At 70.7% G+C, this 22392-nt stretch carries 19 protein-coding genes; 7 read left to right on the plus strand and 12 right to left on the minus strand.

The window, feature by feature from the left end:
* Positions 1–99: 99 nt before the first annotated feature.
* From ABZ454_RS32615 to ABZ454_RS32635, 5 genes are all read right to left on the minus strand, one after another.
* Positions 100–1311 (minus strand): CoA transferase, encoded by a 1212-nt coding sequence (locus ABZ454_RS32615; protein ID WP_359543181.1) that lies wholly within the window; start codon positions 1309–1311, stop codon positions 100–102.
* A gap of 46 nt (positions 1312–1357) precedes the next feature.
* Positions 1358–2593 carry an acyl-CoA dehydrogenase family protein gene (locus ABZ454_RS32620; protein ID WP_359543183.1) on the minus strand — a complete coding sequence of 412 codons (1236 nt, stop codon included), beginning with the start codon at positions 2591–2593 and terminating at the stop codon, positions 1358–1360.
* Positions 2594–2692: 99 nt separating this feature from the next.
* Positions 2693–3535, minus strand: a complete 843-nt coding sequence (locus tag ABZ454_RS32625; RefSeq protein ID WP_359543185.1) for an enoyl-CoA hydratase-related protein — start codon at positions 3533–3535, stop codon at positions 2693–2695.
* A gap of 30 nt (positions 3536–3565) precedes the next feature.
* Complete coding sequence (locus ABZ454_RS32630) at positions 3566–4063, minus strand: PaaI family thioesterase (RefSeq protein WP_359543186.1); 498 nt, start codon at positions 4061–4063, stop codon at positions 3566–3568.
* Positions 4060–4857 (minus strand): crotonase/enoyl-CoA hydratase family protein, encoded by a 798-nt coding sequence (locus ABZ454_RS32635; protein ID WP_359543188.1) that lies wholly within the window; start codon positions 4855–4857, stop codon positions 4060–4062. Before ABZ454_RS32635 ends, ABZ454_RS32630 begins: the two co-directional genes overlap by 4 nt.
* Positions 4858–4983: 126 nt before the next feature.
* Between ABZ454_RS32635 and ABZ454_RS32640 the strand changes: the two genes are divergently transcribed.
* On the plus strand, positions 4984–5886 hold the full coding sequence (locus tag ABZ454_RS32640) for an alpha/beta hydrolase (RefSeq protein ID WP_359543189.1): 903 nt from the start codon (positions 4984–4986) through the stop codon (positions 5884–5886).
* Positions 5887–5928: 42 nt separating this feature from the next.
* Here ABZ454_RS32640 and ABZ454_RS32645 read toward each other — a convergent pair whose 3' ends face one another.
* From ABZ454_RS32645 to ABZ454_RS32660, 4 genes are all read right to left on the minus strand, one after another.
* Entirely contained in the window at positions 5929–7074 is a 1146-nt protein-coding gene (locus tag ABZ454_RS32645; RefSeq protein ID WP_359543190.1) for a CaiB/BaiF CoA-transferase family protein, read from the minus strand.
* Positions 7071–8456, minus strand: coding sequence for an MmgE/PrpD family protein (locus tag ABZ454_RS32650; protein WP_359543192.1), 1386 nt, complete (start codon positions 8454–8456; stop codon positions 7071–7073). The genes ABZ454_RS32645 and ABZ454_RS32650 overlap by 4 nt, the downstream gene beginning before the upstream one ends.
* Positions 8453–9913: an NAD-dependent succinate-semialdehyde dehydrogenase gene (locus ABZ454_RS32655; protein ID WP_359543193.1), complete on the minus strand. Its 1461-nt coding sequence runs from the start codon at positions 9911–9913 to the stop codon at positions 8453–8455. Before ABZ454_RS32655 ends, ABZ454_RS32650 begins: the two co-directional genes overlap by 4 nt.
* A gap of 68 nt (positions 9914–9981) precedes the next feature.
* Positions 9982–10674 carry a GntR family transcriptional regulator gene (locus ABZ454_RS32660; RefSeq protein WP_359543194.1) on the minus strand — a complete coding sequence of 231 codons (693 nt, stop codon included), beginning with the start codon at positions 10672–10674 and terminating at the stop codon, positions 9982–9984.
* A 136-nt stretch (positions 10675–10810) separates the two neighbouring features.
* Here ABZ454_RS32660 and ABZ454_RS32665 point away from each other — a divergent pair, with 136 nt between their 5' ends.
* Together ABZ454_RS32665 and ABZ454_RS32670 are read left to right on the plus strand one after the other, a co-directional pair.
* On the plus strand, positions 10811–11683 hold the full coding sequence (locus ABZ454_RS32665) for an N-acyl homoserine lactonase family protein (RefSeq protein WP_359543195.1): 873 nt from the start codon (positions 10811–10813) through the stop codon (positions 11681–11683).
* Positions 11680–12558: an NAD(P)-dependent oxidoreductase gene (locus ABZ454_RS32670; protein WP_359543196.1), complete on the plus strand. Its 879-nt coding sequence runs from the start codon at positions 11680–11682 to the stop codon at positions 12556–12558. Before ABZ454_RS32665 ends, ABZ454_RS32670 begins: the two co-directional genes overlap by 4 nt.
* A 56-nt stretch (positions 12559–12614) precedes the next feature.
* Here ABZ454_RS32670 and ABZ454_RS32675 read toward each other — a convergent pair whose 3' ends face one another.
* From ABZ454_RS32675 to ABZ454_RS32685, 3 genes are all read right to left on the minus strand, one after another.
* On the minus strand, positions 12615–14684 hold the full coding sequence (locus ABZ454_RS32675; RefSeq protein WP_359543198.1) for an acetate--CoA ligase family protein: 2070 nt from the start codon (positions 14682–14684) through the stop codon (positions 12615–12617).
* A complete protein-coding gene (locus tag ABZ454_RS32680; protein ID WP_359543199.1) occupies positions 14681–15832 on the minus strand; it encodes an acyl-CoA dehydrogenase family protein in 1152 nt (383 codons plus the stop codon). Before ABZ454_RS32680 ends, ABZ454_RS32675 begins: the two co-directional genes overlap by 4 nt.
* A 96-nt stretch (positions 15833–15928) precedes the next feature.
* Positions 15929–17383, minus strand: coding sequence for a family 1 glycosylhydrolase (locus tag ABZ454_RS32685; RefSeq protein ID WP_359543201.1), 1455 nt, complete (start codon positions 17381–17383; stop codon positions 15929–15931).
* Positions 17384–17635: 252 nt separating this feature from the next.
* On the opposite strand from ABZ454_RS32685, the gene ABZ454_RS32690 reads away from it, so the two are divergent.
* From ABZ454_RS32690 to ABZ454_RS32705, 4 genes are all read left to right on the plus strand, one after another.
* Positions 17636–18796, plus strand: coding sequence for a CoA transferase (locus tag ABZ454_RS32690; protein WP_359543203.1), 1161 nt, complete (start codon positions 17636–17638; stop codon positions 18794–18796).
* 78 nt (positions 18797–18874) lie between these two features.
* Complete coding sequence (locus tag ABZ454_RS32695; RefSeq protein WP_359543204.1) at positions 18875–20347, plus strand: OB-fold domain-containing protein; 1473 nt, start codon at positions 18875–18877, stop codon at positions 20345–20347.
* Positions 20347–21555 carry an acetyl-CoA acetyltransferase gene (locus ABZ454_RS32700; RefSeq protein ID WP_359543206.1) on the plus strand — a complete coding sequence of 403 codons (1209 nt, stop codon included), beginning with the start codon at positions 20347–20349 and terminating at the stop codon, positions 21553–21555. Before ABZ454_RS32695 ends, ABZ454_RS32700 begins: the two co-directional genes overlap by 1 nt.
* 69 nt (positions 21556–21624) lie before the next feature.
* Positions 21625–22386 (plus strand): 3-oxoacyl-ACP reductase family protein, encoded by a 762-nt coding sequence (locus ABZ454_RS32705; protein ID WP_359543207.1) that lies wholly within the window; start codon positions 21625–21627, stop codon positions 22384–22386.
* Positions 22387–22392 lie beyond the last annotated feature (6 nt).

A 22392-nucleotide genomic window follows, 5' to 3' on the forward strand; every position in this document is an offset into this window, starting at 1 on the left:
ACACCGTGTGGGCCCCGCCCCGCCCCGACGTGGGGCCCCGCCTCCCGGTGTTTAGGTGAACCTCCGGGACGGCGCGGCCCTTCGTCGCGTTCGAGGTGGCTACACCACGCCGTCGGCGCGCAGGGCGGTCAGCTCCTCGGCCCCGACACCGGTGAGTCGGCCGAGTACATCGGCGGTGTGCTCGCCGAGACCAGGCGGGGGCGAGTAGTCCCCCACCGGGGTGGCGGCAAGCCGGATCGGGTTGGCCAGCAGGGGGAGCGTCCCCAACAGCGGGTCGGCCACTTCCGTGAGCATCTCGCGGTGTTTGATCTGCGGATCGGCGAAGACGTCCGGGATCTCGTTGACCGGGCCCGCGGGCACACCGTGCCGCTCCAGAGTCTCCAGCCAGTCGTCCCGGGTGCGCTGGACCATCACCTCGGCGAGGACCGGGAGGATCTCCTTGCGGTGGGTGATCCTTGCCGAGGTAGTGGCGAAACGCGGGTCGTCGAGCAGATCCTCGCGGTCGGCGGCGGCGCAGAACGCGGCGAACTGACGGTCGTTGCCGGCGACCAGGAACAGGGGCCTGTCCCGGCACATGAACGACTGGGAGGGGATTCCGCCGTAGCCGCCGTTGCCCCGGCGCTCCGGGACCTCGCCCGAGATCAGGTAGTTCATCGCGAAGTGCGACAGGGAGGCGAGACCGCAGTCGAGGAGCGCGAGGTCGATGTACTGCCCTCGCCCGGTCATGTCCCGGTGGCGCAGGGCGCTGAGCACGGCCGTGGAGGCGTAGAGCCCGGAGATGATGTCGACCATGCTGATGCCGACCTTCATCGGCTCCTCGGGGTGCCCCGAGACGCTCATCATCCCGGACATGGCCTGGAAGACGCCGTCGTACCCGGGGCGTTCGGCGTAGGGGCCGGTCTGTCCGAAGCCGGTGAGCGAGAGGTACACGAGGCGCGGGTTCTCGGCCCGCAGGCTCTCGTGGTCAAGGCCGTACTTGGCCAGAGTGCCCGCCCGGAAGTTCTCGACCACGACGTCCGACTTCCGGGCCAGCTCGCGGATCAGCTCCCGGCCCCGCTCGGTGGCGTGATTGATCGTCACCGACTGCTTGTTGCGGTTGCAGGCCAGGTAGAAGGCCGAGGTCCGGGTCGGCTCGCCCGCCTCGTCGGCGGCGAACGGTGGTCCGTAGGTCCGGGCGTCGTCTCCTGTGCCCGGGCGCTCGACCTTGATCACCTCCGCCCCGAGGTCGGCGAGCAGTTGGGTCGCAAACGGGCCCGCGAGGATGCGGGACAGGTCCAGGACCCGGATTCCGGACAGGGCTTGTGAGGGCACGCGGCTCCCCTCTCTGGGAGAGGTACGAAGGCGGACGGGGACGGGTTCAGCTCGCGATCTTCGGCTCGCGGGGCAGCCCGAGCACCTTCTCGGCCAGGATGTTCCGCTGCACCTGCGAAGTACCTGCGTAGATCGTTCCGGACCGGGCGATGAGGTACCCGGTGGACCAGGACGCCGAACTGTTCACCGCGCCCGGGTCGTCTGCGCGATAGGTACGCAGGGGCGGACGGCCCTTGATCGACTGGGCGTGCATGCCCATGATGTCCATGGCCAGATCGGTGACCCGCAGGTGGTACTCGCTCCAGAAGAGCTTGGAGATCGAGGTCTCGGGGCCGGGTTCCTTGCCTTCCAGCCAGCCGGAGAGCACTCGGTAGCCGAGGTAGCGCATGATCTCGACCTTGGACCAGCACCAGGCGATCCGCTGACGGATGACGGGGTCCTCGTCCTTGCCGTACTCACGGGCGAGCTCGATCAGCCGCTCCAGTTCGGACTTGAAGAGGATCGGGTTGGTGGCGGCCTCCTCGCCGCGCTCCACACCGAGCAGGCTCTGCGCCACCGTCCAGCCGTTGTCGACGCCGCCCACCACCAGGTCGGCCCGGGTCCTGGCGCCGGTGAAGAACACCTCGTTGAAGTGTTCCTGGCCGGTCGCCATGCGGAAGGGGCGGACCTCGACGCCGGGCTGGTCCAGGGGGACGAGGAGGAAGGAGATGCCGCGGTGCTTGGAGGTCTCCGGGTTGGTGCGCGCCAGGACGAAGATCCAGTCACTGATGTGCGCTCCGGAGGTCCACACCTTCTGGCCGTCGATGACCCAGTGGTCTCCGTCGTCCTCGTGGACCAGTCGAGCGCGCGTGGTGAGGGAGGCGAGGTCCGATCCGGCGCCCGGTTCGGAGTAGCCCTGGCACCAGGTGTCCTCGCCGCTGAGGATGCGCGGCAGGAAACGCAGCTTCTGGTCGTCCGTGCCCCAGCGCAGCAGGGTGTTGGCGAGCATCTTCACGCCGAAGGTGTCCTGCGGGAGCCCGAAGGGGACGCCGGCCTTCGCCAACTCCTCCATCAGAACGACCTGATGGAGCTTGGTGAGCCCGCGGCCGCCGTACTCCTCGGGCCAGGTCACCGAGAGCAGACCGAGCCCGGCGAGCCTGGAGCGCCACTCGCGGGCGAAGGCCCAGGCGTCGTCCTCGTCGAGGGCGCCGATGCCCTGCCAGCCCTCGGGGAGGTGCTCGGCGAGCAGGTCGCGTACCTCGGTGCGGAACGCCTCGGTCTGCGGGGGATAGGTGATGTCCACGAACGGGCACTCCTCGGTCAAGAGTCGGGTCTGGAAGGGAAGGAGCCGGGCGAGCGGTGGCCGGCTGAGCGCCTTTGCCCCGCGGCCGGCGGCCCCTTCCTATTCCGGGAGGAAGGGCTTGCTCAGCGCGTCCTCCGGGTCGAAGTCCGCGGGCAGGCCCTCGAACGCGGGCGCGCGCCGGTCCGCGAAGCTCGCGACCCCCTCGCGGAAGTCGGCGGAGCCGGCGAAGTACTGCATCGCGGAGTAGCTGCGCGACAGGGCCTCGTCGAAGCCACGGTCGAGGTCTCCGTACACCTGGCGGCGCAGCACGGCGAGCGCGCGCGGCGAGCAGTTGCGGGCGATGTCCGCCGCGTACTCCTGTGCCGCAGCGAGGAGTTCGTCCGGTTCGACCACCCGGCTGACGAGGCCGAGATCCTTGGCCTCGTCGGCTTCGAGGACACGGCCGCTCAGCAGCAGGTCGAGGGCGTTCTCCAGGCCGACGACGCGCGGGAGCACGTACGGCAGGTTGTACTCGCCGGCGAGACCGCGGCGGGCGAAGGCAGTGGTGATGCGGGCGCCGCGGGCCGCGAAGCGCACGTCGCAGAGAAGCGCCTGGACCAGACCGATACCCGCACAGCCGCCGTTGATCGCGCCGATCACCGGTTTGGGCAGGAAGCGTCGGCTGTACATCGGGGGCCGGCCGCTGAAGTCCAGGCTCTCGCCCGGCTGCGAGTTCCTCTCCAGCCGCTGCACGTCCATCCCCGGGCAGAAGGACTTACCCGCGCCGGTGACCACGACGGCCCGGACGTCGGGATCCTCGGCGGTCTGGTCCAGCAGCTCGAAGAAGCGCTTCTCCATGGGGAGATTCCAGGCGTTCTTGCGGTCCGGCCGATTGAACGTGAGGGTCGCGACGCCCTTGTCGACCTCGTACAGGACGCTGTCCGCCGCAGTGGTCTCTGACATGGCTCCTCTTTCTTTCCAGGGGAAACGGTCTCAGGCGTCGGCGGAACGGCTGTGTGTCGCGGGCAGGCCGGGGCGCTTGCCGGAGATGCTCACCACGACCTGACCCCGGGCGCAGGCCTGCCCGTCGGCCCTGCGCACCTCGACCTCGCTGAAGTGGATCCGGCCGCCGCGCCGCACACAGCGGGCGTGCGCGACGACCTCGGTGCCGAGGGCGGGCAGCAGGTACTGCACCGAGAGGGAGACGGTGCTCAGACGGCTTCCCTTGGCGAAGTCGTGGCCCGCCATCACTGCGGCGCCGCCGGCGGTGTCGATCAGCGCGGAGATCACACCACCGTGAAAGACGCCGTCGTGCGCCGAGAGCCTCTCGGCATACGGGATCGCCAACTCGGCGCCCTCGGAGTCCCATTGCCGCACGCTGAGTGCGCAGTCGCGGTTGAAGGCGACACCGTGCTCCCAGTGCTCCCGGAACCAGTCCCGCAGGTCCTGCTGGTCCTGTTCGCCCAGCTCTCCGGTTCGGGTGGCTGTCATTCGCGCGTCCTTCCCGTGCCGAGGCGGCTGCGAGCCGCTGCGCGCTGCTCGGGGCTGCCGACGTTCTCTTCCATGAACACGCGCTCTGCCCGGAAGCCGGCCTGCAGGGCCTCGGTGTCCCACGTGGTGTTGACCAAGTGCTTGATCGCGGCGACCGCCTTGGGGTTGCGCCCGGCGATCACGCGTGCCATGGCCAGGGCCTCTTGCCTCGGACGTGTCGCCGAGCGGGTGGCCATGCCGATGCGTACCGCCTCCGAGCCGTCCACCTTCCGGGCGGTGAGGGCGAGCTCCATGGCTCGGTCCGGGCCGACCAGGCGGGGGAGGATCTGGGAGCCGCACATATCGGGCGCCAGGCCCCAGTCGAGTTCCAGGACACCCCACTTCGCGTCAGCGGTGGTCAGCCGGACGTCGGCGCCGAGGGCGAGTTGCAGACCGCCGCCCAGGGCGTAGCCGTGCACCGCGGCGATCACGGGGACGCCGAGGCTCCGCCACAGCCAGACGGCGCGCTGGCCGCGGCCGAGGCCGGCGGCGGACGCGTCGTCGGCGGCGACTGCGTCGGGCCGCCAGGAGCGGCCCTCGGCCTGGGCGCTGAAGGCGGAGAAGTCGAGGCCGACACAGAACGCCCGTCCTTCTCCGGACAGCACCACCGCGCGGACCTCAGGCTCCTCGTGCAGTCGCTCACCGGTCTCGATGAGGTCCGCGAACAGCGCGTCGTCGAGCGCGTTGAGTTTGTCCGCACGGTTGAGGCGCACATCAGCGACGCCGTCCTGGATGCGGCAGAGTACCCGTTCCATGATCGCCTCCCTGGCGGCAGCGGCACCCGGGGCCTGGCCGAGGCGCCGTTCTGTGCATGACCAGGAATATAGCTTAATATTTAAGCTAGTGGTACATGATCTATCCGTGAAACGAAGGAGCGACCGGTGGCCGAGCCCGAAGCGACGACCCTGCGGATCCGAAGTGACGACGGGGTCGAGCTCGCCGCCGACGCCTATGGCAGCAGGGCGGATCCGCCGGTCGTCCTGCTGCACGGTGGCGGCCAGACACGTCACTCATGGCGGTCCACCGCGAGGGACCTGTCCGAGTCCGGGTGGTACACGCTCTCCGTGGATCTGCGCGGTCACGGCGAGAGCGGCTGGTCGCCGGACGGCCGGTACGGGCTCGACCGCTTCGGCAACGACGTCGTCCGCATCGCCGAGTTCCTCGGCCGTGCTCCGGTGCTCGTCGGTGCCTCGCTGGGCGGCAACAGCTCACTGGCCGCGCTGGGGCACCACCCCGAACTGGCCCTCGGCCTGGTCCTGGTGGATGTGTCACCGTTCCTGCAGCCGAAGGGGACGGACCGGATCGGCTCCTTCATGCGCAGCGGCCTGGAGGGGTTCGCCTCCTTGGAGGAGGCCGCCGACGCCGTTTCCACCTACCTGCCGCACCGCCCGCGGCCCCGGAACGTGGAAGGGCTGCGCAAGAACCTCCGCGAAAAGGACGGAAGGTTCTACTGGCACTGGGATCCCGCCTTCCTGCGCGGGCCGGCCGATCAGGCCGTGCAGCGGGACCGGCTGACCGACCCGGCCCAACTCGGCGGTGCCGCCATGTCTTTGCGTGTGCCGACCCTGCTGGTGCGTGGCGGTGAATCGGACGTGCTGAGCGTCGCCGACTCCAAGCGGTTCCTCGAGCTGGTCCCGCATGCCGAGTTCGCCGCTGTGAAGGGCGCACACCACATGGTCGCGGGCGACGACAACGCCGTTTTCGACCGTGTGCTCGGCGACTTCCTGGAGCGCCGCGTACGCTCCCGGCTGGATCTCTTCCGGCAAGCGGCAGCGCAGGAGTGACCGCGCACATCCGCTGCCCCGAGGGCGGGGCCGTGCGCGTCGTCAACGCTCCGGCTGCTCGACGACGCCGCTCTTGAGGAGCTCCGCCACCTCGGACTCCGCGAAGCCCCAGTCCGACAGGGCCTCGCGGGAGTGCTGGCCCGGGAGGGGCGGTGGGCCCGCGATGCCGGTGGGGGTCCTGTCGAACCGCGGCACGGGGGCAGGCTGGGTCACTCCGAAATCCCGCACGAAGGTCTCGCGCGCGGTGTTGTGCGGATGGCCCGCCGCCTCACAAGGGGTGAGCACGGGAGTGACACAGGCATCCGTGTCGGCGAAGTGCTCGGCCCACTCGTCCCGGGTCTTGGTCCCGAACACCTCCGCGAAACACCGCTTCAACTCCGGCCAGTTGGCGGGGTCGGAGCGGTCCGGCAGTTCGTCGAGGCGAAGCCCGAGACCGCCCACCAGTGCCGCGTAGAAGGCCGGTTCGATCGGCGCGACGGCCAGGTACCCGCCGTCGCTCGCCTCGTAGGTGTCGTAGAAGGGCGCGGAACCGTCGCTCGCGTTCACTCCCGGCTCCTCGCTCCAACGCCCCTGGGCGGCCATCGAGTGCACCAGCGTGGTGAGCGAGGCGGTGCCGTCCACCATCGCCGCGTCGACGACCTGGCCCCGCCCGCTCGCCCTGCTTTCCCACAGGGCGCAGACGAGGCCGAAGGCGAGCAGCAGCCCACCGCCGGCGAAGTCGGCGACCAGCCCGGGAGGCGTCACGGGGCGTTCGCCCGGACGACGGAACAGGGACAACGCGCCGGACAGCGCCTGGTAGTTGAGATCGTGTCCGGCCGTCTGCGCGCGAGGCCCCGTCTGCCCCCAGCCCGTCATCCGGCCGAAGACCAGGCGCGGATTGTGTTCCCGGCACACCGATGGTCCGAAGCCCAGACGCTCGGCGACACCGGGCCGGAACCCCTCCAGCAGGATGTCCGCCTGTTCGACCATGCGCAGGAGCACGTCAAGGCCATCGGCGCGCTTGAGGTCGAGGGTGACTGACCGGCGGCCCCGGCTGAGCGCGTAGAGCTCCGCCTTGGGTGCCCGGGTCCGCGGCCGGTCGATGCGGACCACGTCGGCTCCCATGTCGGAGAGGAGCATGCCGGTGTACGGGGCCGCTCCAAGACCGGCCATCTCGATCACTCGGACGCCACTGAGCGGACCACTCATCGGTCGGACTCCTTGCGGTAGCAGACGAGCCGGCGGACGTCCGTCAACTCGCTCAGTCTCGAGAGCTGGGCGGCGAATTCGGCGGTGCGGCCGGACCCGAGCACCGGCTCTGACAGACCGGTGAACTTGGCGATCAGATCGGACTCGCTCAGCGGGTTGTCCGGGTCGCCCTTGCGGTCCGGGACGGTGACGGAGTGCTCGTCGCCGCCATGGGTGCGGATGGTCACGCGCGCGCCGCGACGCCGTGGGAAGGGTGCCGTGAACTGCGCGGAGTCCTTGAGTCCGGTGCGGTCGAGCAGGTCGGTCACGGCGGGATCGGTCAGCCGCTCCGGGCGGAAGGACTCCAACCGTACGTTTCCGTCGAGCAGCGCCGTGGCCACCACGAAGGGGGCGGAGAACCGCGCCTCGAAGGGTGTGCGCGGCCGGGGGTTGCCCGCCACGACGGTAGCCGTCCGATACGTCTCGATCTCGATCGCCTCGATGTCCCCGGGGTCGAGGTCATGGGGTTTCGCCCTCAGGGCGAGAGCCCCGTCGATGGCGGCGAAGGTGTGTCCGCAGCACGGATACGGCTTCACGCTGGTGTGTTCCACCAGATACTCGTGCCCGATCGGACGAACGACCTGCTCCCAGTCGCCTCCCTCGCCCATCGCCTCGCCGAACCCCGCCGCCCCTTCCAGGGCGTCCGCAGCGCCGGTGAAGCCTGCCGCGGCCGCCAGTCCCGCGGTGACTCCGGCCCGCGCGGCGTGGCCGGAGTGCAGCGGCTTGGCCATGGCGTCCGAACGGAAGCTCTGCTGGAGGCCGGAGGCCATGGTCGCGGCCAGGGTCAGCGCGTGCGCCATCGGCTCCGCGCTCAGGCCGCGGAGTTCCGCGACGGCCGCGGCCGCGCCCAGGCAGCCGACCGTCCCGGTGGTGTGCCAGTACCGGTAGTGAGCGGGATTGACGGCGGCGGCGATCCGGTCCCCGACCTCGTATCCGACCGCGACGGCGCGCAGCAGGGCGGCTCCGGTCGCGCCCTCCTGCTGGGCGACGGCCAGCGCTGCCGAGACGGTCGGCGCCCCCGGGTGGTAGAGGCCGGGGGAGTAGATGTCGTCCATCTCCAGGACGTGCGAGGCGACACCGTTGAGGAGAGCCGCCGTGGAGACATCGGTGGCCTCTCCGGTGCCCACCAGTGGGGCGCCCGCGCTGGGAGCGGCGTCCTGCGGAGGCACGAAGGCTCGGCGCAGAAGGGTGACGGGTTCGCTCTCGGAGCCACCGATCGCGGCGCCGAACCAGTCGAGAACGGCCGCCGATGCAGCGCGCTCCGCCGCGGGCGGCAATGGCTTCTCACGAGCGAGGACCAGTTCGCGTGCCAGCCGCAGGGCGACGCCCTCCTCGGCGCTCATCCGGCGCTCCGGCTGACGAACTTCACCTGTTGGAAGGCCTGGAGGCCCTCGACCCCGCCCTCGGTGCCGATCCCACTGTCCAGCACCCCGCCGAAGGGGGTCTCCGGCAGGGACACCACCCACCGGTTCACGATGACATTGCCGGCACGAATCCTCGGCACCACATGGTCCACCACCCGCAGATCGTTGCTGAACACGTACGAGGCCAGTCCCAGCGGCAGGCGGTTCGCCTCGGCCAGCGCCTCCTCGGTGGTGTCGAAGGCGGAGACGAGAGCGAGCGGACCGAAGGGCTCCTCGTTCGCCGCGCGGCAGTCCTTCGTGACGCGGGTCAGCACGGTCGGCTCGAAGTACCAGCCCCTGTCGGAAAGTCCGGCGGGGCGATTACCCCCGGATCGCAGTTCGGCCCCGGTCGCGACCGCGTCCTCGACCAGCTCGCGGATCGCCTTGCGCCGCCGCGAATTCTGCAACGGGCCCATCTCCGTGGATTCGTCCAGCGGATCGCCCACCCGGATCCGCGCGGCCTCGGCGGCGAACGCGTCGACGAACCGGTCGTGCACCTCCCGGTGCACCAGAAAGCGGGTGGGGGAGGTGCATATCTGGCCGCTGTTACGGAACTTGGTGCGTGCTCCGGCCCTGGCGACCGCCTCCACATCGACGTCGGGGAAGACCAGCACCGGGGCGTGGCCGCCGAGTTCGAAGACCGTGCGCTTCATGGTCGCCGCCGCCTGCGCCGCGAGCTCCTTGCCGACGGGGACGGACCCGGTGAAGGTGACCATCCGTATCTCCGGCGCCGAGATCAGCGTGTGCGCGATGGTCGCGGGATCGCCGAAGACCATGCTCAGCACACCTGGGGGGACGCCCGCCCGGTCCAGTGCACGAGCCAGGAAGAGGGCGGTGGCGGGAGAGGCTTCAGCAGGCTTGATGATGACGGGGCAGCCCGCGGCCAATGCACCGGCGATCTTACGGGCGGGCGTGATGGACGGCGCGTTCCATCCGGCGAAGGCCGCCACCGGGCCCAATGGTTCGCGTAGCACGAGGAGTTGGGTCTGCTCCGAACGGGAGGGGATCACCCTGCCGTACGCCCTGCGTCCCTCCTCCGCGGCCCACTCGAACATCTCGGCGGCCGTCGTGGTCTCCTTACGGGCCTCGACGATCGGCTTGCCGAGCTCCAGGGCGATCAGCCTGGCGAGGGTCTCGCTCTCCTCGCGGATGATGCCGGCCGCCCGGCGCAGCAGTGCCGAGCGCTGTACCGCGGGGGTGTGGCGCCATGTCTCGTCGGCCTGCCGCGCGGCGTCGAGGGCGATGCGCAGATCGGCGGAAGCGGCGTGCGGGAGCTCGCCCAGGGATTCGCCGGTGGCCGGGCAGATCACCGGCTCGCTCGAGCGGCCCTCCCCGGAAGACCATTTCCCGGCGAGGTAGAACTCAAGTCGTGGATAGTCGGGGTGCGCGGATGTCACTGGTGGTCCTCTCGTCGTCCGTCGTCGGATCGCCGGGACGAGTGGAGCGCGCCCGCAGTACGGTCCGGTCAGTCGGTGAGCTGTTGGTTGAACAGGTGAAGCCGGATGTCCCGGGCCCGGCTCATGTGTTCCTCGGCGATCGCGCGTGCGGAGGCCGAGTCGCGTTCCTCCACCGCCCGCACGATGCGCTGATGCTCACCGTGCGCCTGTTCCCAACGGCCGGGGTGGCTCAGTGTGGTGGCGGGCATCGCGGCGATCTGCCCGGTCAGGCGGTCCTGGAGACTCTTGAGGGTGTCGTTGTGTGCCGCTACGGCGAGCGCGTCGTGGAAGACACGGTTGGCGGCGACCACAGCCGCCGGGTCCGCGATGTCGACCTGACTCTCCGCCTGCACCGCCGCCTGGAGGCGGCGCGCGTCGCGGTCGGTGCGACGTGCGGCGGCATCGGCCGCGATCGCGCTCTCAAGATAGACCCGGGCCCGGTAGATGTCGATGATCTCCTCGGCGCTCCGACGGCGGACTCGTAGGATCATGCCCTGGCGTTCGATGAGCCCGTCGTGCTCCAGCCTGATCGTCGCTTCCCGTACGGGCGAGCGGCTGATGCCGTACTCCCGGCTGAGTGAGGCTTCGGAGAGCCGCTGGCCCGGCGCGAGCCGTCCGGAGACCACGTCGGACTTGAGGCGCTCGTAGAGCAACGCGGCTTTGCCGTCAGGGATTTCGGCGCTCGATCCCGTGCGGCGGTCGATGTTCGAAGCCAGGTCCATGGTGGAAGATCCTCGGGACGCGGACGGGGAGCGACGGGTTTTTCGCCGCCGGGCTGGCGCGCCGGCCCGGGAATCAGATATACACCGATCAACACCTGTCGACAAGTGTCGCTGGGCGCGGCACTGCGGAGGAAGCATGACCGCATCCCGATTCCAGGTGCACGCGATCCGCTATGCCCACCGTGACGGCGTTTCACCCCATGAGGTCTTCTGCCGACCGGACGCCGCGGATGAGTCTCGTGCCATGGCCTACTACATCTGGCTGATCACAGCAGAGGACGGCGCCGCCTATCTGTTCGACACCGGCTTCGGCCACAAGGTCGCGGAGCAGCGCGGCCGTACGGGCGTGCTGCGCGGCGATCCGACGCAGGCGCTTACCGCACTCGGCGCCCCGGCGGAACGGATCCGCCATGTGTTCCTCTCCCACCTGCACTTCGACCACGCCGGGGAGCTGGATCGGTTTCCCGCCGCGACCTTCTGGATCCAGCGTCGGGAGACCGCGTTCTGGACCGGCCCGCATGCCTCCCGGCCGTCCTTCCGCCACGTGGTCATGCCCGAGGACATCACCGCGGTGGTCCGCCTCAACCTTGAGGGGAGGGTCCGCTTCACCGAGGGGGACGAGGCGATCGCGCCAGGACTCAGCCTGCACCTCATCGGGGGTCACACCGCCGGACTGCAGGCCCTGCGGATCGAGACGGCCGCGGGATCCGTCGTCCTGGCCTCCGATGCCACGCACTACTACGACAACCTCGAAACCGACCGCCCCTACTCGGCGCACGACTCGCTGTCCGGCGTGCACGCCGGCTTCGACCGACTGCGCGAACTGGCCGGACCGGACGGTGTGATCGTCCCCGGACACGATCCGCTGGTGATGGAGCGCTTCCCGGGGGTGCCCGGCCTCGAGGACCAGGTCGTCGAGATCAGCGCCGGACACATCGCCCCCGGACACACCGGTGGTGCCGTGACCTCAGCGGCAACCACCCATCGAGCCAAGGAAGTGACGCCATGAAGGCAACCGTGATCGGACTGGGCACCATGGGCGGGGCGATCGCCCGCCGGCTGGTCGACCGGGGCTTCGACGTCGGCGGGTACGACGTCGACCCGGGGGCGGTCGAGCGGTTGGTCGAGGCCGGCGGGCGAGCCGTTGATCCGCAGCAGGACGGGCTCGGCGAGGTGGTGCTGACCAGCCTGCCCAATGACGGGATCCTCACCTCTGCCGTGCTGGAGAGCGGACTGCTCGACCGGATGGACGGCGCTCTTCTCGTCGAAGCGAGCACCGCACTGCCGGTGACCGTCGAGCGGATCGTCGAGCGTGCGAAGCCGCTCGGCATCGAGGTCGTCGACAGCCCCTTCAGCGGCGGTCCCAACGAGGCGCTGGCCGGCTCGCTGGTCCAGTTCGTGGGTGCCTCGGAGCCCGCACTCGAACGGGCCCGCCCGGTACTAGAGGCCCTGGGGAGCATCGAGCACGTGGGGGAGGCCGGGCAGGGCAAGACGGTGAAGCTGGTCAACAACCTCATGGCGATGGGCAATGTGGTGGTGGCCATGGAGGCGTTCACCCTGGGGACCAAGCTCGGCATGGACCGGGAGAAGCTTTTCGACGTGCTCAGCCGCTCCGGCGCGCGCTCCTTCCACTTCCTCAAGCGGATGCCGTACGTACTGGCCGACGACTACAGCGCACGGTTCGCCCTGGACCTGGGGGAGAAGGACATCCGGCTCGGCCTCCACCTGGCACATGAGCAGAACTACGCGATGCCGACCGCGAGCATCGTCCACCAGATATTCGAACTCGGGCGTGCCCACGGTCTCGGCGGCGAGGACGTCGTCGCCGTGATGAAGGTCTTCCAGGGCTGGGCGGAGGGCAAGACTCCGACACCGGACGCCTGAGCGGCTGGGAAGGGGCGGGACGCGCTGTCGCGGCCCGCCCCGCCCTTTTCGTGTTCTCAGTTCCCGTCGTCCAGGTGGACCAGGGCGTCCACGGCGAGAACCCCTTGTCCGGCGGGCAGCACCACCAGCGGGTTGATCTCGGCCTCCCGCACATGTGGCCGGTCGGCGAGCCGGGACATCGTCACCACGGCGTCCCGCAGAGCCGTCAGATCACCGCGGCGGGCCCCGCGATAGCCGTCGAGCGCGCGCAGGGCCACGACCTCGTCGATCATCTCCTGTGCGGTGTCCTCGTCCACCGGAGCCATCCGCACGGACCGGTCCCGGTACAACTCGGTCAGCGTGCCGCCGGCGGCCAGCAGGACCGTGGGCCCGACCATCGGGTCGACACGGTAGCCGACCAGTGCCTCACCGGCACCGGCGACCATCGGCTGCACCAGCACCCGGTCCACGGAGAGTCCGGGCCTGCGCTCGGCGACCTGCCGGACGATCCGTGCCGCCGCCTCCTTCAGCCCGTCGGCGCCCACGTCGAGCACGACCCCTCCGGCATCGCTCTTGTGGGCGAGCCGGGCATCGAGCGCCTTCACGGCGTACGGCCCGGTGAAGGGCGGCAGCTCGACGGCCGCCGGGTCGATCACCGCGTAGGGCGCGACGGGCAGACCCGCCTCGGCCAACTCCGCGTATCCGGCGGCCTCGTCCACGGGGCGGCCGCCCGTCCCCGACGGGAGTCTGCGCGAACCCACGCCCGGCGTGCGCCGGGCCAGGGCGCTCGCCACCGCGTCCGCGCACGACTCAGGCGTACGAAAGCTCGGAACCCCCGCCTGGGCCAGGCGGCGCAGTGCCTGGGGGGCGTCCGGGACCAGGAAGGTGGCGAGCCGGGCCGCGCCCGACGCCGCATCGAGCACCGGCTGCAACGCCAGTTCGGGGTTGAGCCGTGCGGAGGAGCCGACCACTGCCACCACCAGGTCGAACTCCGGCGCGCAGAGCATCACGTCCAGCGCCGCACTCATCACCTCCGGCCGTGTGCCCGCCAGCGTCAGATCCACCAGGGCGCCCTCTCCGGCCGAGATGCCGGCCGCCCCGAGCCGCTCCCGGGTCTCTGCTGAGGGAGCGGCCACCCGCACACCGCGCACGCCGAGTTGGTCCACCACCATGGCGGCTCCGCCTCCCGTGGTGGTCACCACGCCTACGGAGCGAGCGGCACGGCCGGGCTCGCGGGCGGGGATCCGGCCGAGGAGTGCGGGGGCCTCGAAGAGGGCCTCCAGAGTGTCAAGGCGCGCGATGCCGCACTGCGCGAGGAAGGCGGAGGCCACGTCATCCTCTCCGGCCAGCGCCCCCGTGTGGGAGCGGGCCAGTTCCGCGGCCGCTGCGGAGCGCCCGAGCTTGTAGGCGGCCACCGGCTTGCCCCGCTCGGCGGCGGCACGGGCGAAGTCGGCCAGGGCCTGCGGGTGGCGGATCGTCTCCAGGAAGAGCAGGTAGTCGGTGACCGAGGGGTCGTCCAGCGTCGCCGCGCAGATCTCCCCGATCCCCAGGTCGGCCTCCGCGCCCACCGAGACCACCGACGCGAAGCCGATCCCGCGGGCCTTGCCCCGTGAGACCAGCGCGCCAATCATGCTGCCGGACTGCGAGGCCACGAAGGTTCCGCCCACCGGGAGGTCCGGCTCGGCGAAGACCGCGTTCCCGGTCAGGCGCAGTCCCGAGCGCAGGTCGACCACGCCCAGGCTGCTGGGTCCCAGCAGCCGCACCCCGCCCTCGCGCGCGATCGTCAGCAGCTCGCGCTGACGCTTCTCGCCTTCCGGCCCCTCCTCGGCGAAACCGCCGCTGAGCACGGTCGCGACCGGGACACCGAGCTCGGCGCACTCGCGGACGGTGTCCACAGCGGCCTGAGCGGGCGTCATCACGAGAGCGTGGTCGGGGACTTCCGGCAGGTCCCGCAGCGAGGGCCAGGCCTTCTCCCCGGCCACTCGATCGCGTCGTGCGTTGACCGGGTAGACGGCGGCCGGGTGCCCGCTCTCGCGGAGAAAGGCCAGCGGCCGGGAGGACGCCTTGCGGGGATCGTCGGAGGCGCCGACCAGGGCGATGCTGCGCGGTGCGAGCAGGGCGGACATGCCCTCGACGCTGCCGCTCACTTGGGCGCCCGCTGGGAGAAGCGGCGGCCGAAGACGTCCTCGGCTATCCGGTTGCGCAGGATCTCCAGGGAGCCGCCGGCGATCATCCAGCCCCGGGTGCGGCGCAGGCAGTACTCGACCAGGGTCTGGGTGCTGTAACCCATCGCGCCCATCACCTGCACCGCCTCGTTGGCAGCAGCGAAGCCGGCGGTGTTGCAGGCGTACTTGGCCACGGCGGTGTCGTAGGCGCCGGGCAGTCCGTGGTCGGCGTTGGTCGCGGCGCGGTAGAGCAGCATCTGAGCGGACTCCAGTTGCACGGCGACCTCGGCGAACTTCCACTGGATCCCCTGGAACTCGCTGAGTGTGCGGCCGAACTGCTCCCGGACGTTGGCGTGGTCGCGCGCGATGTTGAAGGCATGGCGCCCGACGGCCAGCGCCCGGGCGCTGTTGCCGATGCGCTCCACGTTGAAGCCGCTGATCTGCTTCTTGAAGCCGCCCGGGCCGAGCAGGACGTTCTCGGCGGGGATCCGGCAGTCCTCGAAGCGCAGTTCGGACCAGTGCTCGCCGCTCATGTAGCTCTCCGGCGGGCCGACGGTCAGACCCGGTGTGTCCCGCTCGACCAGCACCGAGCCGATGCCGCTCACCCCCGGCCCGTAGCGGACGTAGACGAGGTAGAGGGTGGCGTCGGGGCTGTGGGTCGACCAGAGTTTGGTCCCGTTGAGGACGTACTCGTCGCCGTCCTGAACCGCGCTGGTACGCAGGTCGGTGAGCGCCGATCCGGCCTCCGACTCGCTCATCGCCACCGATATCAGCGCGCGGCCGGCCAGCAGATCGGGCAGGAAGCGCTTCTTCTGCGCGGGGGAGGCGTACTCGGCCAGTGTGCGGATGGCGCCGAAGTTGCCCGCCTGGAAGACGTCTGCCGCTGTAGGGCAGACCGCCGCCAGCTCCTGAATGGCGACCACCGCGTCCATCAGCGTGCCGCCCCCACCTCCGTCGGCCTCGGGGAAGGCGAGGCCGAGGAGGTTCAGAGAGGCCAGGCGCTCGGCGACGTCCCAGGGGTAGGTCGGATCGTGGGCGCGCTCGAGCGCTCCGGCGGCCAACTCCTTCTCCGCGAAGCGGCGGACGGTCTCCGCGAGGTCCTGCTGCTCCTCGCTCAGAGTGAAGTCCATGCGCTGTCCTCTCGGTCGGCAACGACGACATGTGTATGCACCTGTCGACAGCGTAGGAGAGTCCAGCATCCGAGTAAATAGTCAGATGATTAATCTCTAACTCGGAACGGCGGCGAGTCGGCGCCCGGACCTGCCTGTTGTGCGGGGGGAGTCCGGTGCGGGGGAAGAGTCCGGAATCGGCGCGACGTGGCGAGCGAAGGCGCCGGTCCGGGCCCAGTCGCGGGGCAGCGGCGGCGGAGGGGTGAGCGAGTCGGTGTCCACCGGCAGCGTGTAGCGGCGTGCGTACCGGTACTTCCACTCGTGGTTGTCCTGTAGCGGCCAGTACTCGTACGCGGCCAGCGGGACGCCGCTGTCCACGACGTCGGCCAGCCAGGCGAGCTGGGCCGCCAGGGCGGTGCGACGGCGGTCGGGGCGGATGCTGTCGGAGCCGGCCTGAAGCAGTCCCATTCCACTGTCGCTCACCCGCAGCGGCGGGAGGGCGGCTCCGTAGCAGTCGTGCAGCATGGCCAGCGCGTCGGCCAGCGCCTCCGGCATGATCGGCCAGCCCTCTCCGTTGGTCGGCAGGTCGTCGAACGGGAGGACCGCGAAGCCGAACTGCGCCATGACCCGGTTGGCGTCGTTGAGTGACTCGAAGAGACCGGACGGGGGGAGCAGCCGGGGCAGGTTCTCCGGCGAGGTCACCCGCAGCGGGGAGTTCCAGGCGAGGGCGAGGGTGTCGAGGGGTGTGGCGATGGCGGCCAGGTCGCCCTCGCGGACCGCTCCCGTCTCGGACACCGGGCAGTGGCCCTCCTCGGTGGCGAGGTGGCGTCCGGTCAACAGCGGTTCGAGGAGGAACCGGTTGGCCCAGAACTCCAGATCCTCCACCGCCGAGCGGTCCCATGGGTCGTCGAGGGCCGGATACCCGGAAAGAAGGATGGAGGTCGTGCCGACCGCGCCGCGGACGCCCGCGGCGCGCAGGGCCTGTGCGGCCAGCCCGTGTCCGAGCAGCACGTGGTGGACGCTGCGCAGGCCCTCCCCCGCGCACCCGTGGTCGTTCGGCAGCATCCCGAGGACGTGGTCGGCCACCGAGGGGGCGACGAGCTCGGTGGAGGTGATCCAGCCTCGTACGCGGTCCCCGAACCGGCGTCCCACCTCCCCGGCGTAGGCCGCGAACCGCTCCGCGGTCATTCTGGTCAGCCATCCGCCGTCCCGCTCGGCCCAGGCGGGCAGGTCCACGTGGAGCAGGGTCAGCCAGGGGTCCACGCCCAGGGCGAGGAGGGAGTCGAGGTGGCGGTCGCAGCGGTCGAGCGCTGCCCGGTCCCATCGGCCGGGCGCATCGGGTTGCAGGTGACGCCAGCCGAGAACGTATCTGCGGTCCGTGACATCGCTGCCCACCAGCGAGGACACGTCCGCGCACCAGTCCGCGCGGGACTTGTCGGCGGCGGACCGTGCGGTGGACGGGCGGGGGATGGCGGAGAAGCCGGGGTCGGCCAGGGGGAGTGCACCCGCCGTTCCCCAGCGCACCCCCTTGCCGAGCGGCGCCATCCGGGCTTCCAGGTGCGTGGGCTCCATCGACCAGCCTCCCCGGTGAGTGCCTCGCGATTCGCGAGCCGATGACCGGAAACTAACAGGTGACCACGATCGCGACAATGTTGCGTTCTGATGTCCGGGGCGTGGACAGGAGGGGACGCCCTGGCCGATCGGGCGCCTTAATAGCTAAATCATTGTTGACAATAGGTTTCGGTGGCGGCAGGGTGCGCGTCGAGCTCTACGGGAACGTGTGCGCTCGACGTAGTCGCCATTGCGGGTGAGAGGAGTGACCGGGTGAGTGCCCCCCTCGAAGGAGTCACCGTCGTGAGCATCGAGCAGGCCGTGGCGGCCCCGCTCTGTACGCGGCATCTCGCCGATCTCGGTGCGCGCGTGATCAAGATCGAGAACCCGGGAATCGGTGACACCGCCCGGTACTACGACACGAGCGTGCGCGGGATGGCGGCCCATTTCGTCTGGCTCAATCACGGCAAGGAGTCCGTCGAGATCGACCTGGCCGACCCGGAGGGGCGGGAGTTCTTCGACCGGCTGGTGGCTCGGGCCGACGTCTTCGTCAGCAATCTGGCCCCGGGGGCACTCGGGCGCCTGGGTCTGGCGCCCGACGACCTCGCCGGGCGTCACCCCCGGTTGGTCGTCGTCGACATCTCGGGCTACGGCACCGGAGGATCGCTGGACCACAAGAGGGCCTACGACCTGCTGGTCCAGGCCGAGGGCGGGTCATGCGCGATCACCGGCCGTGCGGGGCAGCCGGCCAAACCGGGTGTTCCGGTCGCCGACATCGGGACCGGGCTGTACGCCTACTCCGCTGTCCTCGCCGCTCTGTACGAGCGGGAGCGGACCGGGCGCGGGGCGGTGATTCCGGTGGCGATGCTCGACGTGGTGGCCGAGATGATGGGTTTCGCGCTCAACTCCGTTCTGCACGGAGGCGAGGAGCCGGTGCCGGTCGGCATGGGCTCGCCCATGGTGGCCCCGTACGGCGCCTATCCGACCCGGGACGGTCTGACCGTCGTGCTCGGCACGACGAGTGATCGCGAATGGCTGCGGATGACGGAGCGGCTCCTGGGACGACCGGAGCTCAGGGACGACCCCCGCTATGCCCGCAATTCCGGCCGGGTCCGGCACCGCGCCGAACTCGACGAGATCCTGGGTTCCTGGTGCATGGAGCGCGACCTGGAGGACATCCAGCGCCTCGCGGATGGAGCCGGCATCGGCAATGCCCGGCTCAACGGAGTCCGGGACCTGGCGGTGCATCCACAGCTCGCGGAGCGTGGCCGCTGGAGGGAGGCCGGGACACCGGTCGGCGATGTCCCCGTTCTGCTGCCTCCGGCCCTGGCCCGGCACTGGGAGCCGCCCAGTGGCGGGGTTCCGGCGCTCGGGGCCGACACCGAGAGAATCCGCGCGGAGGTGGCCGGGTGGTGCGGGCCCGACGATCACTGAAGCCGTTTAAATAGTTAAATAGATATGCTACTCTCGCGCTGAGTTGGCAGGACGATCCGAGACCGGAGAGGACGCGGGATGGCCGGGATCATCGCCTACGGCGCCTACGTGCCGTACCACCGTCTGCGACGAGCGGACATAGCCGAGACGCTGGGGTCGGGAGGCGGCAAGGGAACGCGATCGGTGGCGTCCTACGACGAGGACACCACCTCGATGGCCGTGGAGGCGGCCCGTGTCGCACTCCCCCCGGGCCGGGCGAGGGAGAGGGTCGACCAGCTGTTCCTGGCCACCGCGACGCCGCCCTATCTGGACAAGACGAACGCCGCGGCGGTGCACGCCGCCCTGGGTCTGGACGAGCAGGTGCTGGCCGCCGACATGACCGGCGCCGTGCGCTCCGGCGTCGCCGCTCTGCTCGCGGGGGCGGCGGCCGCCGTGCCGACGCTGTCGGTGCTCGCCGACCTGCGGACGGGGGCGCCCGGCGGCGCGGACGAATCCGCGGGTGGTGACGGCGCCGCGGCCTTCCTGTTCGCCGGTCACCGTGAGGACATGCCGGTACTCGCCCAGCTGATCGGCCACAGCTCGGTCAGCGACGAGATCCTCGAGCGCTGGCGACTGCCCGGTGCCTCGTCCTCCCGGGTCTGGGAGGAGCGGTTCAGCGAGGGGATATACGTTTCTCAGGCGGCCAAGGCGCTGACGTCCGCCCTCGACGGGGCAGGTGTCGCCGCCTCGGCGATCGACCATTTCGCGGTGGCCGGCCTGCACGCCCGGGCCTGCGCCACCGTACGGCGTTCGGCCGACGTCCGCCCGGAGGCCCACGCCCCGGACTACACGGGCATCATCGGGAACGCCGGAACGGCGCAGCCGGGTCTGCAACTGGCGGACGCACTGGACCGCGCGCAGCCCGGGGAGACCATCGCCCTGGTGGTCCTCGGCGACGGCGTCAGTGTGCTGCTCTTCCGGACCACCGACGCGCTGCCCGCGCACCGCGCCGCCAAGCCGGTGGCCGGTCAGGCCGCGGCGGGTGCGCCGCCGATGAAGTACGCGACCTTCCTGTCCTGGCGCGGCATGCTCGACCGCGAGCCGCCGCGCCGCCCGGACCCGGAGCCGCCCTATGCGCCGCCGGCCCACCGTCGTGCGGCCTGGAAGTACGCCTTCATCGGCTCGCGCTGCGAGAAGTGCGCGACCCGGCATCTGCCGGCCGAGCGGGTCTGCCGCTCCTGCGGCGAGGTGGACGCGATGGCCGCGGAGCCGATGGAGCACGTGCGCGGCAAGGTGGCCACGTTCACGGTGGACCGCCTCGCCTTCACCCCCAGTCCGCCGATGATCGCGGTGGTCGTCGACTTCGACGGCGGCGGGCGCTTCCGGTGCGAACTCACTGACGCGACCGAGGCCGAAGCCGTGATCGGGGGGCGGGTGGAGATGACCTTCCGCCGCACGGTCACCGCCAACGGAATTCACAACTACTTCTGGAAGGCCCGTCCGGTACGCGAGGCCGAGGCGCCCGCGCCTGCGACCGCGGACGGGAACGTGTCGCGAGAGGGAGCACGCTGATGGGTTCGCACGGGATTCGTGACCGGGTCGCGATCGTAGGAATGGGCTGCACGCCCTTCGGCGAGCGCTGGGACAAGTCCGCCGACGACCTGCTGATCGACGCGGTCGGCGACGCGGTGCAATCGGCCGGCATCACCCTGCCCGATGTGGACGCCTTCTGGTTCGGCACTCAGGCCTCCGGCGTCTCCGGTCTGTCGCTGAGCCGCCCGCTGCGGCTCCGCGGGCGACCGGTGACCCGGGTCGAGAACATGTGCGCCACCGGCTCGGAGGCGCTGCGCAACGCCTGCTACGCGGTGGCGTCGGGCGCCTACGACGTGGCCATGGCGGTCGGTGTCGAGAAGCTCAAGGACTCGGGCCTGTCCGGCTTGAGCGGCACGACGATGCCCGGAGCGGGCGACGACAGCCGCGGGGACATCACCGCCCCGGCGAACTTCTCCCTGCTGGCCCCCGCGTACGCCGCGAAGTACGGAGTGTCGGAGGAGGATCTCAAGGAGGTGCTCACCCGCATCGCATGGAAGAACCACGTCAACGGAGCGTTGAACCCACGGGCACAGTTCCGCAAGGAGGTGCCCATGGACCGGATCCGGAACGCGCCGACCGTGGCGGGCATGCTCGGCGTCTTCGACTGCTCGGGCGTGTCCGACGGTTCGGCCGCCGCGATCGTGGTCCGGGCCGAGGACGCCTACCGCTACACGGACAAGCCGATCTTCGTGAAGGCGCTCTCCTTCGTCGCCGGTGCCGCGGACGGCGTGAGCGACCCGTCCTACGACTTCACCTCGTTCCCCGAGGTGGTGCAGGCAGCCCAAGAGGCCTACCGGCAGGCCGGGATCGTCGATCCCCGCTCGGAGCTGGCCCTTGCCGAGGTGCACGACTGCTTCACCCCCACCGAGCTGGTCCTGATGGAGGACCTCGGCTTCTCGGAGCGCGGGCAGGGGTGGAAGGACGCGTCGGCGGGGGCCTTCGACCGGGACGGCGCCCTGCCGGTCAACCCGGACGGTGGACTCAAGGCGTTCGGGCACCCGATCGGCGCCTCCGGGCTGCGGATGATGTTCGAGGCATGGCTGCAGCTGCGCGGTGAGGCGCCGAAGGAGCGGGCTCTGCAGACCGTGGCCGACGGCCGCTCGCTCGCGCTCACGCACAACCTCGGGGGCGGGCCGGGTGAGTGTGTGTCGTTCGTCTCCGTGCTGGGATCCGAGCCCGCCGCCTGATCGTGCTCTTCAAATAATTCAGCTACGCGGTGCGGGCTGGGAACGGGTCCCGAGAGTGAAGGAGCATTGATGGCGAAGGAACTGACCGGGCGTGTCGCTCTGGTGACGGGCGCAGGGCGGGGGATCGGACGAGCGATTGCCGAGCGCCTGGCCGCCGCTGGAGCGGCGGTCGCCGTCTGCGATGTCGACGGCGACACGGCCGGGAAGACGGCCGGTGAGCTGGCGGAGGCACACGGGGTGCGCACGGTCGGGGTGACCGCGGACATCTCGGACTCCGCGCAGGTGCGCGAGGCGCTGTCCGCGGTCCGCCGCGAACTGGGGCCCGTGAACCTGTTGGTGAACAACGCCGCGGTGGACGTCGTTCGCATGTTCATGGACACCGACGAGGCGGACTGGGACCGCATCATCTCCGTGAACCTGCGCGGCACCATCACGGTGACCCGCGCGGTGCTGGACGACATGATCGAGGGGAGCGGTGGGCGGATCGTCAACATCGCCTCGGATGCCGGCCGGGTCGGCTCGTCCGGCGAGGTCGTCTACTCGGCGACCAAGGGCGGGGTCATCGCCTTCGGCAAGGCGCTGGCCCGCGAGGTCGCGCGTCACGGCATCACCGTCAACACCGTCGCCCCCGGTCCCACCGAGACCTCGCTGCTGGGCCAGGTGAACGACTTCAACCCGAAGATCGTGGAAGCCACGGTCCGGAGCATCCCGTTGCGCAGGGTCGCCCAGCCGGACGACATCGCCGGCGTGGTGGTCTTCCTGGCCTCCGATTCCGCCGCCTACATGACCGGGCAGACCGTCTCGGTCAGCGGCGGCCTGACGATGATGTGAGCAGCC

Source organism: Streptomyces sp. NPDC005803, from assembly GCF_040630435.1.
In the GTDB taxonomy this organism is placed as follows: domain Bacteria; phylum Actinomycetota; class Actinomycetes; order Streptomycetales; family Streptomycetaceae; genus Streptomyces.